Origin of the sequence: Streptomyces sp. NPDC059718 (assembly GCF_042733315.1) — a bacterium.
In the GTDB taxonomy this organism is placed as follows: Bacteria; Actinomycetota; Actinomycetes; order Streptomycetales; family Streptomycetaceae; genus Actinacidiphila.
Genome location: NZ_JBHWGA010000066.1, coordinates 1 through 17,721, shown reverse-complemented (window position 1 = coordinate 17,721; position 17,721 = coordinate 1). Strand labels below are relative to the sequence as shown.

The window sequence follows — 17,721 nt, the reverse complement described above, 5'->3', positions numbered from 1 at the left end:
CAGCTGCAAGCAGTTCCACGTCAGCGGTGCGCCGGCGAGCGACTCGGCGGCGCCACCGCTGCTTGAACCGACATAGCGAGCATGCCTCCTGCTCCGTCACAGGAGCAGGAGGCGGACTGCTCTCTGAAGCGGTCATAGGACCTCCATCGATCGTGAGGACGTCGGTGCGTGCCTCTCATGGCGGCCCCCGGAGGTGTCCCGGGGCCCGCCACAAAAGGCATGACAAACGACGCCACATCACTCTCGCGCAGCGCATTCCCGACCATATACGCCGACCGCCTCAGCGAGCGCGAGTTTCGGAAAATAGCCTGTCCGAGAATTGTCCGAGCCCTCGATCCAAGTGGTCTGGCAGGAATAGGCGAAGAGGCGCAGGCAGGTATATCCTACAAACGTTCGAGGATCTCTCGGCCCGCCTGCCTGTGTTGCGGATCCTGCGACCGCGATAACAGTCCACGCCACTTGGCGGGAACCTTGAAGACGTGCTCTGCGTGATCCAGTCGAACGTGAATCGAACCCAAGATGGCCTACCGACCGTACGATGCGATGACCGCCGAGGTGCCGACTGCATGACCCGTGAGACCCACACCCAGCCAGCTCCGCGAGCGGACCCCGCGCTTGCCAGGGACTGCGACACCTGCCGCGGCTGGGGCACCATCATCACCGACGACGGACGCCACGAACTCTGCCCCGACTGCCAACCGAACGTGCAATAGAACCCCCCTGCAGCCCCGGCGGCTGGTGGCCTGGGCATCCGTCGGGGACACCAGCCGCCGGGGCATTGCCCCTGATGCACCGCAGCTGGCCTGGACGGACGAACCCCAATGGACGTGGCACACTCCTGAGTGAAGGCCTTGCCGTCAGCGGGCTACGAGAGGGTATCGGCGACCTGCGCGATGTAGGTCTCCAGCGGTTCAAATCCCCATGCGGCACGCAGCGCCTCGACCTCGGCCGGGTTACGCAGGGGATACGGGGTGAGGGTGCCACTGGGGCCTCGCGTCAGTTGGGTACCGAAGATCTGCGGCTGGCCCTGGGCGATCAGCACCCGGTCTTCCAGCAAAGCGCCGTGCCGGGCGTCAGCATCGCCTGCGGTCACGCTGGCGGAGAGCAGATCGAGGCACGTGCGCTGGAACGCCGGGTCCCGGTCAGCGTGTTGCGCGATCAACCAGGCGGCCGCGGCCGCCGGGGGACCCACCAGGGCGTGTCCTGGCCAGCCGTGGACGGCGATAATGTCCCGCAGCCGCGCCGTGTTGTCCGCGTCCACTCGGTCGACGGATGCCGTCCAGTCACAGGGACGCCGGGCGGCCGGCAGCTTGCGCAGGGCCTGATCGGTGTCCTGCCGCTGTAGGAGCTCGGTCGCGATCTGCTCGTGGTGCTCCGGCGGGTGCTGCAGCGCGGCGGCGGACTCGATGGCCTGGAACAGGGCATGACCCATCGCCAAGGTGCTGTGAGGGCTTTCGAGGTCCTGCAGGTCGGTGGCCTGGATCCAATGGACCGCGTGCTCAGGATCGGTCGCACAGCTGAAGGGTCGATCGGCCACGCCTACGACAATGTGTTCGCGGTGGCGGTGAGGACACCGGCCGTCAGCGGCGGCGGGGAGGTCTGTGATGTGCCAAGCCGCCGGCACACCCCGCTGCGGGCAGTCGGCCGGTGGGAGTAGGAGCCGAGCCGACAGGCCCGTCGACTCCCGCACCGCTCGAATGCCGGCAGTCTGCGGCAGCTCACCCTCCTCGACGTGGGCCTCAGGGGCGAATTGGCCGCCTGTACGCGGATCGGAGATCAGGCACAGCCTCCACCCGGTACCGAATCGTGCGAAGAGGATGACAGACGCAGTCTCGTGCACCAGGTCGCTCACGCACCCGATTGTGCGCAGCTGGGCAGCACTCCGCCCAGACTTTCAACTGCCTCCACCACTTCGAGGGTCTATCGGTCGTGGAGGGCCCGCTCCCGAGGTCCAGAGGCCGACGTCGCTGTCAGTGCCTCATGTCAGACTTCCCCGCGGTTCCGCACAAGCAAAGCAACGGCAGGAGATGACCGGTGCGTTCGGGAAGACCTCGCAAGGATCCGCGCGACCCGGCCGTTGTCATGCGGGAGGCGGGCCTGGAGCCGCTCGAGCCGTACCCGGGCGTCTCCGCGCCTTGACGGTGCAAGTACTTGACGTGCGGTCGCGAGGTCACTCCCCGGTACGGCAACATCGCGAAGGGGAAGCAGGGCGGATGCCGGTACTGCGCGCCCAACGCACCGGTGGACCCCCAGGCCGCTGTTGACCTCATGCGAGCCGCCGGCCTGGAGCCGCTCGAGCCCTACCCAGGCTCCACCCCTCCCTGGCGGTGCAGGCATCTGGCGTGCGGCCGTGAGGTCTCGGTGCGGCATTCCTATATCCGCCGCGGCGGGGGCCCCTGCCGATACTGCGCGCCGAATGCACCCGTGGATCCTGAGGCGGCAGCCGACCTCAGGCGGGCCGCAGGCCTGGAGCCGCTCGAGCCGTACCCGGGCACGGACACCCCATGGCGCTGCAGGTGCACCGTGTGCGGCACCGTTGGCAGCCCCACCCATGGCTCGATCAAGCGAGAGCAGGGCGGCTGCCAGCCGTACGGCCGGGCGAAAGCCGGAGAGGGCATCAGCGCAGCCTGCAAACGCAGGATGGCCGAGCCTCGGCGAGACCAGCAAGAGGCCTCTGACTACGTCAACGCTGTCGGACTGGAGCCGCTCGAGCCCTACCCTGGGCCGTCGGCACTGTGGCGGTGCCGACACGATCAGTGCGGGCGAGAGGTCACCATCCGAGTCGCCAACCTCCGCCGCGGATTGCGCGTCTGCCCCTACTGCCCGCCCCATGAGGCTGCCAAGCGCCGGTACGCGCCTGACACCGCGCAGGAGATCATGCGGGGTGCCCCGGTCTGGAGCCGCTGGTGCCGTACTCCGGCCGGATCAAAGACCCCTGGCCTAGCCGGTGCACCGCTCGCGGCCACGAGATCGCCCCTTCCCTGGGCGGGATCCTCAGCGGCCAACGCGCCTGTCGGAAATGCGCTGACGAGCGCACCGCGGCATCCCGCCGCGAAGATCCGCAACAGGCCGCAGCCGACATGCGCGCTGCCGGACTTGAACCACTGGAGCCGTACACCGGCGCGGACACTCCCTGGCGAGGGACTGTAAAAAGAACGGCACCTCTCTGTGTCAAGCGGGGGCGATCAGAGAGGTATCCCAACGTGTTGGATCGGCCTCGGAGATCGTGGTCTGCAGCCATGATGTCCGAGGCTGTGGCAGGGGTCGCTCAAGTTACACCTGCCGCCTGCGGGCTGGCCCTCGAACGGCGTGCGTCCCGGCCACAGCCGCCGACGGGAGTGGCTCAAGAGAGGTCTGCACTGCCCAACGTTGGTCTGCCCTCCTCGTCGGTCACCCGGAGCCGACCACGAAGGAGACACCATGCCACCCCGCCGCTCTGCCGACGCCCCATCAGGCCAGGTCGTCATCGCTATCGACCCGCACAAGGCATCCTGGACGGCCGTCGCCGTCGACGCCCGCCTACGGCCCCTGGACGCATTACGCGTCCCGGTCAGCCGGGCGGGCTACCGCGACCTGCTCCGCTTCGCCCGGAGATGGCCCGAGGCGATATGGGCCATCGAAGGCGCCGGCGGCCTGGGTGCCCCGCTGACCTCTCGGCTGGCCGCCGATGGCATCTCGCCCACGGACGTGCCGGCCAAGCTCGCCCGCCGGGTGCGGCTGCTGTCCACCGGCCACGGCCGCAAGAGCGACGAGGCCGACGCATTGTCCGTGGGGATCGCCGCCCATACCGCAACCAGGCTCCATACCGCCCAGATCGACGAGGCCGTCGCAGCCCTGCGCACTCTGACTGAGCACCGCGACGATCTGGTCCGGACCCGCACCCAGACCGTCAACCGCCTCCACGCGTTGATGACCAAGCTCGTGCCCGCCGGCCTGCCGCGCAAGCTGACCGCCGATACTGCTGCCGCAGCCCTGCGGGGCATCCGGCCGAAGGCGTCCCTGGCCCGCACCCTGCGCGGCCTGGCCACGGATCTGGTCGCCGAGATCCGCCGCCTGGACCGGCGGATCACCACCGTCACCGGGCAGATCACTGCAGCAGTAGCCGAGTCCAGCACCACCCTCACCGAACTCCACGGCATCGGGGACCTGCTGGCAGCGAAGATCCTTACCCGCACCGCCGGCGTCGGCCGTTTCCGGTCGGAGGCCGCATTCGCCTCCTACTGCGGCGTCGCACCCCTGGAAGTGTCCTCCGGAGACGTGAAACGACACCGACTCTCACGAGCAGGAGACCGGCAGCTGAACTCCGCCCTGCACGTCATGGCTATCACCCAGATCCGCCACCCCACCCCGGGGCAGGCCTACTACCAGCGCAAACGCGCAGAAGGAAAAGGCCACAAAGAAGCCCTCCGCTGCCTCAAGCGCCGCCTGGCCGATGTCGTCTACCGCACGATGCTCCGCGACCGGGATACCTCTCTGATCGCCCCCGCTTGACACAGAGAGGTGCCGTTCAATGGACAGACCCTGCATGATCGGTGACCTGGTGGTTGGCACTGACGGATGGTGCTCATCTGTCGCTGACTTGAGTGACGAAAGGCCGTGTCATTCTCACGCCGACCGGTAAGAGGTCCTAACAGGTCGTTTGACCGGGGTGGCGGCAGTGCGCGAGGTGGTCTTGCAGCTCTCGATGGCGGAATTGATAGGCAGTGCCGGCGATGCGGAGCATGCCTGCGGCGTGGGCCCAGCTCAGGAAACGCCCGAGTCGCCATGGGAGACGTCCTCGGGTGCACAGGATGGTGGCGACGTAGCGGCGCCAGGCGCCTGCCCAGATCGAGCTGCAGACGATCGCGAGTACAACTCCCGAAAGGACTGCCACGAGCAAGACTTCTGCGATGTTGTTCAAGAGGCCAGCCTCCGAGCCGTAATCGATGATGTTGGGGAACGTCAGGCCGAGGCTTGCAAGGGCTCCCGCGCTGAAGCCCATCAGCAGGCCTGCCCGTAGGTCGGCGTGGACGAGGTCGGTCGGGCCTCGTTTTCTGCTACTGGGGGCGGTCGTTTCGAGGTTGCGCCGCAGTCCGAAGGCCAAGCCACCCACCAGTCCGATGGGTAGGAACAGTGCCATACTCGCCGCAAGGGTGGTCGCGAGATTCGCGTCGTACTGAGCGACGCTCGGAAGGGCGACTGCCAGTGAAAGGAACAGTGCCGCGACACAGCCGAACGCTGCAGGTCCGATGATGGCGCGCCGCCCGTCGGTGGTGCGGATCCGGGAAAGATCGATGCTCTTCGGGACCGGCCAGGCTAGTTTGGCAGCCGCGATGATCCAGGCGATTGCTAGCAGGGCGAGGACCACGCCGGAAGGGATCTGCGCGCGATCTTGCACGGAGATCCAGGCCACCCACATAAGCACGAGGATGGCGCCGGTGCTGCTGACGAGGGTATCGACGACCCGGGTTCGGGTTCCGGCCAGTGGCCACAGCCGGTGCAGGACCATGTCGGTGCCGGACAGCAGTTGGCCACCCAGATTGCGGGGTGTACGGATGTTGCCGTCGAGGTAGCGAGCGAGGACCGTCAGCCAGTGTTCGACCTGTTCGAGACGGTAAGGGTTGTTGACGAGGGTGCTGTGCAGCGCGGTTGCGGCCGGTACGAAGCGGTGCAGCAGGTGATCGCGCAGTGCGTCGGGCTCGGCGAAGGCCAGCAGTTCAGTGGGGTTCCCATCGGGCTCGTAAACGATCAGGGCCAAGGTGAGCAGCCAGGGGGTGGAGAGCATGTGCGTGACAGCTGCTCGTGGACTGCGCGCGGCGTGATCGAGCACGGGTTGCCACTGCGCGGGGTCAAGTGCCCGAGCGTTGATGAAGGTCACTGCTTGGTCGGGCGTGACGGGTGCGACCTCGATGCGGGCGGCATCCAGCAACCGGGTCTGCGTGGCCAGGGCTTCGTAGGTGGCGGTGCGGCAGGTGACCACCAGGGCTGCCTTCTGGCGGCCAGCCTGATACCGGTTGAGGGCTGTCAGCGCCTCGGCAGCGCGGGAGGGGGCCGCCGCAGCGCCAGGAGGGTCCATTTCGTCCAGCCCGTCCAGGATCGGAAGAACACGGCGCTGCTCCACCAGGCGCCTCGCGGTCGTCCTGTTGAGCTGGTAGGTCTCGGCAATCTCGTCGGTCAGCCAGTCCTCCAGCGGCCGGGTCGTGTCCCAGCTGTTCAGAGACAAACGCACGGGCACCGGGTCGTCAGCCTCACGCTTTTCGAGCAGGCCCAGCAGGAGTTCCAGCGCCAGCACAGTCTTTCCTGCCCCGGCGGCCCCGGTGATCAGCAGCCGCCGCGGTTGCAGACGGAGGTAGTAATCGGTGATTTCACCCAGGTTTCCGGCCAGCCCGGCACCGGCCGCCATACGGAAGGGGACAGGGCATAGGACAAAGCCTACGTCAAGAGGCTGGTTGTCCCCACCGAGCAACTGTGTGCGCTGCGCCAGTTCGTCAGCCTGCTCTGCCTCCGCCAGCTTCTGGGCCGCCTGTGTTAGATCGATGCCTTCCAAGGGCTTGAGGAGCTTCGCACCCACTCCGACCACTGGCAATAGACCGAACAGCAGACCCAACACGCCCACCCGGTCACCGGTCTCAGTCGGCCACCGATCAGCTCGGTCACAGCCCAGATGGCAACCGCCACACAACCCGCGATGACGAGTAGTCCCGCCGATCGCCGCCCACCATTACCTCGCTGCGCGCGTCTCACGCTGCACAGCATGCCGCCCTGACAAGGCACAGGTCGTGATCACCACCACGAGCAGCCGCCACTTGGTCGAATACCGAGCTCTCTGGAACCAGGACCGGGTCTGGCTCATCATCGTGTGATGGCTGAGCAGGTGGATCTACCGCGGTTGCGGAGACTGATCGAGGGCGTCCTGCCCACGCTGTACCAGAACTACCGGCACCAGGACCTACCCGAGCTGTGCGAATGCCTGCCCTGCCCGTGCACCACGGTGACAACGTCCAGCGATTCGGCGTCCAAGACCTTTCCCGTGCTGCTTTTGCCGCCCGCGGCGAGCAGCGTCCTGCCCGAGGGGAGCCGCAACGTCGCCAACGCCTTGACTGGGGGCCCATCACTCCGTCGAGGGGCCTGAGCTGGCCGCTTTCCGCAGGATCTCGCGTTTCTCCTCCAACTCGCGGACCTCGGTACTTCCGCCCGGTGCCCCGGCGGCCGGCTCGCTCCAGCCGCCCGAACCCAGTTGCGCAGGGTCTCGGGGTTGATCCCCAGATCGGCAGCGACCTGCCGGATCGTCGCCCGCGCGGGGTTCATCTGGTATGTCAGTTTCCAAGCGGGTTGCTCTGCGGTGTGATCGCCGTCGGTCAGGCCAGTGCGCCGCGTGTCGCCGTGAGCGGCGTCGGCGTTCCGCTCGCTGAAGGTATTGCGTCATTGTCGCGGACAACTGGGCCGACGACATGCTCGATCCCGGTAGCGCGACGAACTGCCGGGCGCCCGCTGGTATGCCGCTCATGAATGGAGCTGAAGGCACCGAAGATCGGCCACCGCGATCGCCCGCAGTTTCGCTGATGCGGGCGCTGCGGAGAGTGCGTCCGGGCTGGCGTGGGTGAGGACAAACGGCACATGTCGGAAGCCGGGGAAGAAGCGCGGTCGGGTCGGTATCGCGGCCTGGTCGGCAACGGTGCCCCGCCCTCGGGGAGCCTGTGGGCTGAGGACTTGTGTGAGACTCGGTATCCCGGCTCTTGCGACATGGCGTACGTCGCTGGCGGCGTTCGCTGTGTCGACCAGGCGTCGGCTCCATACGGTGCGCAACGTCGACCGGAACTCTCGTTGAACCGGTCCCATGCCCTGTAACTCCGGCAGATGGTGCGTTGGGCAACTTATTGGTCGATCCTCACCTTACCCTTCATGTAGTCGGGCAATTTTGTTCTGGAGTCGATCACGGCCGAATTGAGTTGCTTGACGGTCAAATTCTCCGCGAGGCTGAGATCCGCCCCTTTGAGATTGGTGCCTTCCATTTTCGCGTCATCAAAATTGGCCGCCGCGTAGGGTGCGTTGGAAAGATTTGCCTTCCTGAGGTCTGTGTGTCTGAATTCTGTCGCAGTGAAATCGGAATTTTCGCCGCTGAGGTCGGCATTTCGAAGGTCGGCGTCGAAGAACCATGCGGACGACAGGTTGGAATTATTGAGATCTGCGCCCTTCAGGTTGGAGTAAGCCAGTCGGGAGAACTCCATGTTGATGCCCGAAAGCCTGGCGTCCTGTAGATTTGCTCCCGTGAGGCAGGAGCGGGATAGATCGAGATGTGAATCGTCAATCGGGTTGCCGAGACGTTTCATGAGTGTCAGTCCCGCTTGCGTATCTGCCTGTACCTGAGAGGTTGCTGCCGTCTCGCAAGTCTTCTCCATGCTCTGGGGGCTGCCGACATTCGGGATGTGGCGCTGTTCGCGCAAGAACCCGGCCAGGCCGTGGAGAACGGCCGCTTGGTCTGCGGATGACGGCTTGATGACTCGGCCAAGAGTATTGATTCCCAGGATTCTGATGCCCATTTTGTCCGAATCGAGCTGTTCAATTGCCTGCCCGGTGATCGCGGAAACGTTTTGTTCCTGGGCGAGCTGTACTTGCCTTCGTGTTGCCGCTGCTTGCTCGGCTGCATATTTTGTTTGATCGGAGAGGTAGTGTAGCGACATTCCGGTGAACAGCAGTGCTCCGAAAGTGGCGAGCGAACCGACGACGGTCGAGATGGTGGTGATTCTCTCGGCCCGCGATGCTGCACCGGAGGCATGTGGCGTTCCTGTGCCGGATACTGGAGGCGGAATTGTGCCGGTAGGATGAGTGTGGGTCATGATGCCTGCTTCCTATTTCCCTGTCGGATGTTTCCTGTGTCGGAATGTGGTGCAATGTGTAGTCGAGTTGAGTGAATTTCGTCTTGGATTCACACGGCGGAGCCCGGGTTCAGATCGCTGCCAGGTCGTGCCCGTGCTGGACTTGGACATGTACCGGGTCAATGCCGCAACCGGACGCCGTGAAGGGACCGGAGCCGGTGGATCTCCCACCACGCCACCGCCGTTACCGACAACGGGCCGCAGATGAGGGCGCCGAACTGGATGAGTGACGGGCCCGGCGGCAGCCCGCCCATGACTGGACCGATGGCCGCGAACTCCCACACCAGAACCCCAGTGAGAAGGGCGGGAAGCGTCGCGTGCACGTTGGCGGTGTTGAAGGCGCTGCGGATGGCTGGGCCGGTTGAGAACAGGACGAAGAACAGCACCCACAGCATGGGGAGGTACCCGACGCACATGATCAGCGGAAACATCAAGATCCAACTGGCGGACGTTTTGTCCCACAGTTGCATGGTGGCGCCTCCGACCATGGCGAGCAGTGGCAGCAGGGTGAAGGCCCCGAAGTACCAGAGGGCCGAAAGTCCTGCGGGCCCCAGATGCGGCCGCATGCGCGCACGTGTCTCCGGTGAGGCGACGTAGTACAGCACTGCGATCACGGCGGGTGCCGTGAGGAGCAGCAGCCAGGGGGTGATGGCGAGCCTCATGAAGTACTGATTCTGCGCTTCGGCCATGGCACCCGGCTTGCCGTACACCATCAGGATGAGTACCGACATGACAGCCGCGGTCCACGCCCGTGTTCGTTGTATGCGCGTCACGACGGGGTCCTCGATGCGGTGGTGGCCGCGCACGGGGAAGACCCGACGAGCCTGACGGCGTGCCGTGCGGGCCAGCGGATAGGACGTCACCAGCGGCAGGGACAGACCCCAGAAGCACGGCAGAAGCAGTAGGGCCCACACGCAGCCGTGAATTCGTTGACGCCTTCCGCGTAGCAGCTCGCCCAGTGTGGGCCACTCGTCGTCGCGTAGCCGCCGCCACGGAGAGACGGGCGGCGGGGGCGGTGTGTGCGGGGGGCCTGGCGGGAAGTGGTAGGGGACCTGAGGGGCCTGAGCCGGCTGAGGAGGGACGTGTCCCCACTGCGGATGGGGTGCTCGAGGCGGGTTCGGATGGCCGGCGGCGGGCGGCCACGGCTGCTGGTAGGGGTTGGGACCGCCGAAGCTCACGGGGATTCCTTTCTGATGTGAACACGCTGACCACTCCAGTCAACTGGCGTGCAGCCTCCGGGACACGGGCTTTATGCGATGTGCCCGGCACACGCCCAGGAGACGCCCTGAATCCGCCCCAGTCGGAGTGGCAGGATCACCCCATGCGAACCGTTCACGCCCTGTTCGTGGGCATCGACGAATATCCAGTCCAGCGGCTGAGTGGCTGCGTCAGAGATGTAAGCGCGGCAGAGGAGTGGTTGCGGGACAGGAGCGGTGTCCCGCACGAGATCAGAAGGTTGCACAACGCCGAAGCCACCCGGGCGGCCGTGCTCGCCGGTGTCAAGTGCCACCTCGGGAGGGCAAGGCCGCAGGACACCGCCCTCTTGTGGTTCAGCGGACACGGAAGCTCGAGGCCCACGGCCGACCCCCGTGAGGGCACCGGGAAGTCCCAGGCGCTGGTGTGCCATGACAGCCTGGAGGAGGGCGGGCAGGCGCTGCTCCACGATGGCGAACTGGGGGCTCTGCTGGACGCTGTTGCGGCGCGGGGAACCCATGTGGTTGCCGTGCTCGACTGCTGCTTCTCCGGTGGTGCGACGCGTGAAGAGGCTCCTGTCGCCACTGCACGCCAGGTGGCGTGGCGGCCGTGGTGGGAAACGGACACCCCGGGCGGCACACGCGACGGCGGCGGGCAGGGCCCCGAACCGCGCCGGCACGTGTTGCTCGCCGCGTGCCGGCCCCAGGAAGTTGCCCGTGAGGACGTCATCGACGGGCACATGCGCGGCTTGTTCAGCCACGCGGTGCTGGGCGCTTTGGACCGGCTGTATCCCTCGACCACGTACAGCGCCGTCCATGCCCTCGCCGAGGAACGGGTCCGCAGTCTCAATCCGGCGCAGCATCCCGAGCTGCGCGGCGCGGACCAGGAACGGTTCCTGGATGGACGACCGGCCGCGGCGTCTCCCTTCCTGCTGCGTCACACGGCGTCTGGCTGGGAGATCAACTGCGGCTACGCACACGGTCTGCAGGCTGCCGGCACGGAATTCATCGTGCTCGACGACGGTGACGCCGCACGAGCGGTCGTCGTGCGAGAAGTACGCCCGGAGTCCGCGCGGGTGGAACCGGTCGACTGGTGTACCACGCGCGACGACATGGATCAGGTGTATGCCGTGACACCCTCTGCGCTGGCTTTCCCGCCGGCGTCTGTTGCGGTCACCGGCGATCCGGCCTCCGTCGAGCTGATCTCGAACGCGATCGCGGGCGAGCCGGCACTGTCGGGTACTGGGGGCGGCGTGCAGCTTTCGGTTACCGCGGCCCGAGGACGGGCGCGTGTCCTCGGCGGTGGCGGCCACCCCCTCCCCGACCTCCCGCTCCGGTCGGTGAGGGACACGGAACGCCTTGTCGACTGCCTCACGCATATCGTTCGCTGGCACCGGATTCGAGACCTGGTGAATCCCGACCCGTGGCTGTCGGCGCTGATCCGGGTGAGCGTCGAAGGAACCGCCGTGGGCAGCGTCCGCCACCGCGCGGACGGCGAGATCGTTTGCGAGTACGCACCGGACGGCCGGGAGCCGCAGGTTATGGTGCGGGTTCACAACCAGTCCGGCCGCGACCTGTGGGTCATGCTCCTGGACCTGACAGACAGCTATGGATCGTCACCGCACCTGTACGAGGGTGATTTCGTTTCGCACGGCCATGCCGGGATGGCGCGTCGCGGCGAGCCCGTCTGGCTGAGGCTCCCGCCTGGCCGCACCGTGACGCGCGGGGCACACACCCGCGACTGGTTCAAGGTCATCGTGACGGAGAACGAACTGAACCCGGCTCCGTTCAAACTGCCGCCCTGGTCCCCCGATACGGCCGCTTCGCCACGTGGTCTGGGGGATGCGGGAGACGGGCTGCTGCGCTTCACCGCGCTGGCGGACGGCCGGGACGCGGGTGGGCCTGGCCCTGCTGCGGCGCCGGGCCGTTGGGGGACCACGCACGTGGTGGTGCGCACCGAGGTGCCCTGATCGGACGGGCACCTCGGTGATTCACCATCCGAGGTGCATGAACCCGGCCCAGGCGGTCAGGTCGTCACCGCGAATGTGGTCCACCCGTGCGCGAAGGTGGAGCGGCATGTCCGGTGGCGGCTGACGCCGGTCGTCGAGCATCCACGACTGCGCCGCGCGGAGGGCCTGTCCAGGCGCAAGCCGGTCGCGGGCGATGAAGTGGTGTGTCATGTACATCAGCAGGGATGTTGCGTCGTCCGGTACAGGCCACAGCGAGCCGATAACCGTGCGAGAACCCGCGACGAGGAAAGCTGTGGACAGGCTGTAGGCCTCGTCGTAGCCATGACCGGAAACGTTGGTTCTGCAAGCTGCCAGGACCACGAGTTCCAGATGCTTGTAGCGGGCCGTGCCCTCGGTCAGTTCCTCGGCCGCCAGTCGTCCTCCGGACAGGTGCAGACTGGCGCTGTGCCGCGCTCCGGGCTCCACCACGCCGTGGCACGCGAGATGCAGAAGCCCGCCGCGCTGCCGCAGCAGCCACTCCGCCACTGCACCGGGCGTCGCGGTGCCCGGCCCGAGGAGTTCTCCCGCGGAGTGGAACGTGCGGTGAATGGCTTCGGCTTCCTCACCAGCGTGGTACAGGTCGCGATTCGGGTTTCCGATGACCAGTGCTTGGTGGATTCCCGTTGGGGTTCGTTCTGCCACCTCGCACAGCAACCGGGAGGAGGGTGTGTACGAGATGTCCGCCTCGTGGAAGGCGTAGCGGCGTGTTCCGCGGGGTCCCGGCAGGAGCGCGGCGTGCCAGGGGACGGCGGCGAGTTCCGCCATGGGGATTAGGGCGATGGAGGGCCGGTGGCCGCCCTGCTTCGGGAGATGTTTCAGGAGCGGTTCCATTACGGCGGAGCCCGCCCATTGGGAAAGGCGGTTCAAGGAGGCGCGGCTGGTGTCCGTGCGGGGGGTCGCCTCTGGTGTGTCGGACAGCGGTGGGCCGCCTGCATCGCGGCCCGCGGTCCGCCAGGTCCTGTACGCCAGCAACACGGGCGCGTCGAGCGACAACTGGGGCAATTCCAGAGCGCTGGTGGTGCCGTTGGACAGGACGAGAACGGCCGTTCCGCGGTTGACCGGGCGGCCGAAGAAGAAGCGGTCGGCCAGGCTGGGCTGGTCCTGATCGGCGGGGATCAGATAGACCAGGGCTGTGGTGCCCATGGCTTGCAGCGACCGTGCGATCTGCTCGGGAGCGGGAGTGTCGAGCAGGCGTCGCCGCAGCGGTGAGGCGGCCAGGGCCTGCATGACCTGGCGTCGCAAGCGGCTGGGAGGAGCCTGTCCCGGACCTGTTCCGAAGTCATCACCGGATTCGCGCATGACGAGGTGACCGGTGTTGCGCCATTCGTCGGCGAGTTCTCGCCGTCCGAGCGTCGTCAGCATGTCGGGGACGGTGGTCGCTACCGTGGCCGCGTGCAGGGTGAGACCCCTACCCGCGTCCAGTGCGCGAACGGCGTCGGTGAGAGCGTTATCGGCCAGAGCCCAGCGGGCGACCTCAACTGCCTGTTCACCGGCACGCCGGGCCGTGTCCGCGGCGTGCGTGGTACCTGACTGGAGCATGACTGTCCATGCGACGGCCCCGAGGGACGCGAGCCCGAGGCGCCGTGCCTCGTCGTGGTTGCGTCGCCTCCCACGAGGGTCGGTGGGGTGGAGGACGTCCCCGCGGAACCGGCAGGCACGGGCCAGGGCCATGGCCGTCACTCCCCAGACGGTGTTCTCGGGGCCTTGGGCGAGCCGTAGCGCGTGCCTGAGCCAGGAGATGCCCTGGTCCAGGTGACGCATGCGGATTTCGTTCGGGGCGATGGACAGCGTTGCCAGACTGGAGTGACTGAGGCCAAGGGTGTATTCGACGCGGAGCCACCGCCCGTCATCCGGGTCGAACAGCTCCAGTGCCTCCTCGAGGAGCTGTTGTGCCTCGATGGCCGCAGCGTAGTCTCGCGACACCACCGCGTTTCCGCTGCGACTGACGCCCTGTTCGAACAGTTTGTCGGCGCGTGGGCCGCGTGGCAGGGTGGACAACGCCTGACGCAGGTCGTCCATGGTCGGTTGCGCTGTGGTGCGGCGGGGGCTTGGAGGACGGCCTGTGCGGCGCCCCTCGAGCAGCGCTAAACGGTGACTGGTGTTGTCTAAGTACGACTGAAGAGACAGGCGTTCGGGGTGGTCCGCAGGAAGCCGCGCGAGTACCGACTCGAGCGAGCCGATGTGCCGGGCCAGTTCAGGCTCGTCCTCGCGCCGTGCAGCTTGACGGGCACGGAACCCCGCGAGTTGTCCGGACGCGGCGAGCCGCTGATCTGCGGGGAACGACGCTGAATCGACAAGACGGGCGTAGTCGTCCACCGCGGAGTCGAAGTCGTCCTCCGCTCCGGTCATCTGGGCGAGATGGATGCGCAAGCCCGCGCGGTTCAGTTCCAGCCCGAGGCGTTGGGGACCATCGGCGGCCACCTTGGAACGAGCCTGCTCGAGTTGGGCAAGGGCCGCCTCCATCTCTTCGACGCTCTCGATCTGTTGCACCCCTGAGGAAGTGCTGGCGATCAGAACAGTGTGCTGCCAATCTTGTCCGGACGGGCCATGCGCCCGGGCTTCGCGCAGAAGTTCGTCTTTGCGTCGCGGATCGGTCAGACGCTCGTCGAGGCGGAGCACCTGAAGCAGGAGGAGGATCTGTCCCGCCCACAGACCAGACCGCGTGCTCCCTCTCGGCAGGGCCTTCCAGTCGGCGTACACCATGTCGTACGCCTCGGCACCCGTGGTGCACCCCAGGTGCTCCAAGACCAGCGCGGTGAGCCGTGGCAGGTCCTCGGACGCGATGGTCCCTTGTGGCGCGGCCTGGCTGAATTCGCGCATCAGCGCATCCAGGTCGTACTGCTGGTGCGACATGTCACCTGCCTCGTCCCGGACGTAGTGGTGCGGCCTGAGCCTGGTATGGAGTCAGGACGCCGTTCAGCCAGAGCTCGCCGTCTTCCGTGGCGAAATCAACCGGAGGCGCACCGGTCTGCTCCAGCGCCGGTGCTGTTGTGTCGTCGGCGAAGAGCACCGCGACGCGGTCGGCGGGTTCGCGTTTTGACGGCCAGACGAAGCCCGCCGCCCAGGTGCTGGTCTGCCGGCGGATCCAGTGGCCCCAGTCGCGGGTCTGCGGATAGTCCCCGCCCTCGGTGTGCACCAGCCACGTGTCCTGCGCCACTGCCGCGAGATCCTTGCCTGACATGAGGGAGACGACCTCGATGTCCTCGCTCAGCCGCAGAAAGGACAGGCTGCGCTGCTCGAACACGGCGCGGGGCAGCAGCCTAGGACTTCCGTCGTCGTCGAACGGCACGGAGCGCAGAAGGACTTCGCATACTGCTGCTGCGGCACTGAAGCCGACATACGCGTAGTCGTAGGGCTCAAGAGGAGTGCTGTCGAAGCGACCGCCGAAGTAGAACGGATGAGAGGGCCGTGAATTGTATGCGGTCGATTCCCGGTGGGTGGCATGCACTCGGTACACAGGCGTTCCGGCGCGCAGCAGAGTTCGAGAGGGTTCGCCCGGGCAGACGGAGGGCGGCGGGTACTTGCCCATGGCTAGCTGTCCTCTTCCTGTACGAGCAGAGACCGTGCTGCACCGAGCAGTTCCTGGTCGCGGTCGCGACCCAGGACAGACGCGGGTGTGCCGTCCCACCATGTGGTGGGGGCGAGCCACCAGTCTGCTGTGCCCCATGGGTCAGTGTCGGCCCTCAGCAGGGAGTTGATCTCCAGGACGATCGGCCACGGCATGGTGCCGGCCTCGAACTGGAAGAGCGGGATCTGCTTGCGGCCGTCTTTGCCGGAGAGCGTGATCAGGCGCGGGTCGGCGTCGTACGTCTCAGTCAGTGCCGGCTCCGAGAGCAGGCGTTCCCGGATCGGCCCCAGGACTGGGCCGACCATCGGATTGCCGTCGAGCACGAGCATGCACAGGTCTGCCGCAGCAAAACCCCCGTGGACGGTCGCCGGGAGGGTGTTCGTGAACCGCCCCGCCTCGACCCGCTGCCCCAACCGTGCGGCCTCATCGACGGGTAACGCGTCCAGAAGTGTTCGTGCCGCGTGGTTCGCTGGCGGCTCAGCGCAGGTTCCGGCGGCCCGCAGCTCCGCGAGTCGCTCCCCTAGGAGCCGTTGTGCGTCGGGTGCGAGCAGCTGCGACAGCCGTCCCCATTCGGCCGCCGCGGCGGCGAGCGTGAGATGCGCGTTCATCCGCAGGTAGGTTCCTTCCTCTCGTGGCTCGTACCCGTCGACGGCGCTGGTGGCATACGCTGTGCGCCGAGCGTGTCGATGACCAGGTCCGAAAGCATGGGGCGCCTGACGACGAGGTGCACCTGGCGCTCCATGACGGGTCCCGCGGCCAGCGCGCCCCACAAGGCGATCAGGCTGGTCTCCGGTCGCAGACCGCCGCGCCCTGCGCCGAGCAGAGTGAAACAGATCGACCGCAGCGGTGGCGCGAAATTGTCGCGCTCCTCGGCCATGAGGGCCACCGCCCGGCTGGCGGCTCTGGCGACGTCCCCGGGCATGACGTCGTAGTGGTTCGTCCCGGGTTTCGGGGTTGCGATGGCTGCGTGGTAGATGCGGCGGATGCCTTGTGTGTTGAGGGCGCCTGGTTCGGTGGGGGCGACGGTTCCGGGTGGTACGGGGTGTCCTTTGATGCCGTTGTCGGTTCGCCAGGTGTGTAGGGAGTGGTGCAGGGGGTCATGGATGACGTCGCCTGTGGGGTCGCGGATTGCTGCTGCCCGGCGGAGTGATGCGGAGACCGATGATTTGAACATCGCGGGGAGGCCGAGGTGTGTGTTGGTCGGTGAGACGATCACGTCGACGTCGTGTAGCAGTTCGACGGGGTGGACATGGAGGACCAGGTCGAGGGTGCCGACGCGGAGCCGGTGGTGCTGCAGGTGTGGCGGCAGCAGGGCGAGCCCGGACACGGACCCGTGCGACGTGCCGCTGCTGCCGGTGATCCAGCAGATGTGCTCGGCCACCTGGGCCAGGACCATCTCCTCGTGACTCTTGCGGAAACGCTCGACGCTGATGCTGTATACCTTCGCGGCACGGGCACGCCGCTCGCCGGCGGGCAGGTCACGCGTACCCGGCGCCAGGCCCAGCGTGTACGCGGCAGCCTCCTGCAAAGTGCCCCCACCCAGCAGCGACACCGCTGCACGCAACAACATCTCCACTTCCAGCGGCCACGCGTCCGCCACAGCGGTGGACCGCTGCGCCGCTGCCCGGCGCAGCAGGGGCAGGTGGAGGTCGCGGATGCGCACCAGTCCTTCGGCGCGGATCATCTTCACCTCCTGGAGCACGGACTTCATGTCGAAGTGCGCAGTGTCAGGCGACATGGCTCAATGATCGTGCGCTTGTGTCCCTGCTCACAAGGCCGCTGGCCACAGCCCACGTTATAGGGGTGCAGCCTCGCTGCGGTGCCGGATCGGTGGTCGTTTCCAGGTCGTCGCAAGGTCGCATTCCGCCGGACCCAACAGGGGCCGGGTCCTTCATCGCCTTCTGCCAGGACGCCTCGTCCTCCACCGGTGTGTCGAGGAAGAGGAAGTCGACGTTGTCGGTGATGTCGGAGAGCACGGTCAGACGGGTCTGCGCGTGGGGGGCGATCGCCTCGAAGGCGGCCTGGTCGAACGCCTCGGGCGCCCAGGGGGCGAACGGGGCCTTCAGCCACGGGCCGCAGGCCTCGGCGAACGCCTT

10 protein-coding genes and 1 pseudogene are annotated in these 17,721 nt (G+C 67.0%); 2 read left to right on the top strand and 9 right to left on the bottom strand.

Annotated features, from left to right (window positions below; all coding sequences use genetic code 11):
- Positions 1 to 865 precede the first annotated feature (865 nt).
- Positions 866 to 1,852 (bottom strand): DUF6624 domain-containing protein, encoded by a 987-nt coding sequence (locus tag ACFV3E_RS42075; RefSeq protein ID WP_500541155.1) that lies wholly within the window; start codon positions 1,850 to 1,852, stop codon positions 866 to 868.
- A 1,568-nt stretch (positions 1,853 to 3,420) separates the two neighbouring features.
- On the opposite strand from ACFV3E_RS42075, the gene ACFV3E_RS42070 reads away from it, so the two are divergent.
- The gene (locus ACFV3E_RS42070) at positions 3,421 to 4,491 is read left to right on the top strand and encodes an IS110 family RNA-guided transposase (protein ID WP_500541153.1); all 1,071 of its coding nucleotides are present in this window, start codon (positions 3,421 to 3,423) and stop codon (positions 4,489 to 4,491) included.
- Between the two features lie 136 nt (positions 4,492 to 4,627).
- Here ACFV3E_RS42070 and ACFV3E_RS42065 read toward each other — a convergent pair whose 3' ends face one another.
- The 3 genes from ACFV3E_RS42065 to ACFV3E_RS42055 all read right to left on the bottom strand — a co-directional run bounded on the left by ACFV3E_RS42065 (position 4,628) and on the right by ACFV3E_RS42055 (position 9,586).
- Positions 4,628 to 6,586 (bottom strand): NACHT domain-containing protein, encoded by a 1,959-nt coding sequence (locus ACFV3E_RS42065; protein ID WP_500541151.1) that lies wholly within the window; start codon positions 6,584 to 6,586, stop codon positions 4,628 to 4,630.
- 1,267 nt (positions 6,587 to 7,853) lie between these two features.
- Positions 7,854 to 8,816 carry a pentapeptide repeat-containing protein gene (locus ACFV3E_RS42060; RefSeq protein WP_500541149.1) on the bottom strand — a complete coding sequence of 321 codons (963 nt, stop codon included), beginning with the start codon at positions 8,814 to 8,816 and terminating at the stop codon, positions 7,854 to 7,856.
- 158 nt (positions 8,817 to 8,974) lie between these two features.
- Entirely contained in the window at positions 8,975 to 9,586 is a 612-nt protein-coding gene (locus ACFV3E_RS42055) for a hypothetical protein (RefSeq protein ID WP_500541147.1), read from the bottom strand.
- A 590-nt stretch (positions 9,587 to 10,176) separates the two neighbouring features.
- Here ACFV3E_RS42055 and ACFV3E_RS42050 point away from each other — a divergent pair.
- Entirely contained in the window at positions 10,177 to 12,018 is a 1,842-nt protein-coding gene (locus tag ACFV3E_RS42050) for a caspase family protein (protein WP_500541145.1), read from the top strand.
- 21 nt (positions 12,019 to 12,039) lie between these two features.
- On the opposite strand, the gene ACFV3E_RS42045 is transcribed toward ACFV3E_RS42050, so the two are convergent.
- The 5 genes and pseudogenes from ACFV3E_RS42045 to ACFV3E_RS42025 all read right to left on the bottom strand — a co-directional run.
- Positions 12,040 to 14,910 carry a CHAT domain-containing protein gene (locus tag ACFV3E_RS42045; protein ID WP_500541143.1) on the bottom strand — a complete coding sequence of 957 codons (2,871 nt, stop codon included), beginning with the start codon at positions 14,908 to 14,910 and terminating at the stop codon, positions 12,040 to 12,042.
- Between the two features lies 1 nt (position 14,911).
- Entirely contained in the window at positions 14,912 to 15,586 is a 675-nt protein-coding gene (locus ACFV3E_RS42040; RefSeq protein WP_500541141.1) for an RES family NAD+ phosphorylase, read from the bottom strand.
- A 2-nt stretch (positions 15,587 to 15,588) separates the two neighbouring features.
- Positions 15,589 to 16,233, bottom strand: a complete 645-nt coding sequence (locus ACFV3E_RS42035) for a hypothetical protein (protein WP_500541139.1) — start codon at positions 16,231 to 16,233, stop codon at positions 15,589 to 15,591.
- Positions 16,230 to 17,363 carry a macro domain-containing protein gene (locus ACFV3E_RS42030; RefSeq protein ID WP_500541137.1) on the bottom strand — a complete coding sequence of 378 codons (1,134 nt, stop codon included), beginning with the start codon at positions 17,361 to 17,363 and terminating at the stop codon, positions 16,230 to 16,232. The genes ACFV3E_RS42035 and ACFV3E_RS42030 overlap by 4 nt, the downstream gene beginning before the upstream one ends.
- Before the next feature lie 145 nt (positions 17,364 to 17,508).
- Positions 17,509 to 17,721, bottom strand: a pseudogene (locus tag ACFV3E_RS42025) (glutamate--tRNA ligase); the annotation flags it as partial.

What these genes read in the sequence shown, in the direction of transcription:
- ACFV3E_RS42055 (WP_500541147.1), bottom strand. Translation starts at nt 9,586, where the DNA reads ATGTCGGTACTCATCCTGATGGTGTACGGCAAGCCGGGTGCCATGGCC.
- ACFV3E_RS42040 (WP_500541141.1), bottom strand. Translation starts at nt 15,586, where the DNA reads ATGGGCAAGTACCCGCCGCCCTCCGTCTGCCCGGGCGAACCCTCTCGA.
- ACFV3E_RS42050 (WP_500541145.1), top strand. Translation starts at nt 10,177, where the DNA reads ATGCGAACCGTTCACGCCCTGTTCGTGGGCATCGACGAATATCCAGTC.
- ACFV3E_RS42030 (WP_500541137.1), bottom strand. Translation starts at nt 17,363, where the DNA reads ATGTCGCCTGACACTGCGCACTTCGACATGAAGTCCGTGCTCCAGGAG.
- ACFV3E_RS42045 (WP_500541143.1), bottom strand. Translation starts at nt 14,910, where the DNA reads ATGTCGCACCAGCAGTACGACCTGGATGCGCTGATGCGCGAATTCAGC.
- ACFV3E_RS42070 (WP_500541153.1), top strand. Translation starts at nt 3,421, where the DNA reads ATGCCACCCCGCCGCTCTGCCGACGCCCCATCAGGCCAGGTCGTCATC.
- ACFV3E_RS42035 (WP_500541139.1), bottom strand. Translation starts at nt 16,233, where the DNA reads ATGAACGCGCATCTCACGCTCGCCGCCGCGGCGGCCGAATGGGGACGG.
- ACFV3E_RS42060 (WP_500541149.1), bottom strand. Translation starts at nt 8,816, where the DNA reads ATGACCCACACTCATCCTACCGGCACAATTCCGCCTCCAGTATCCGGC.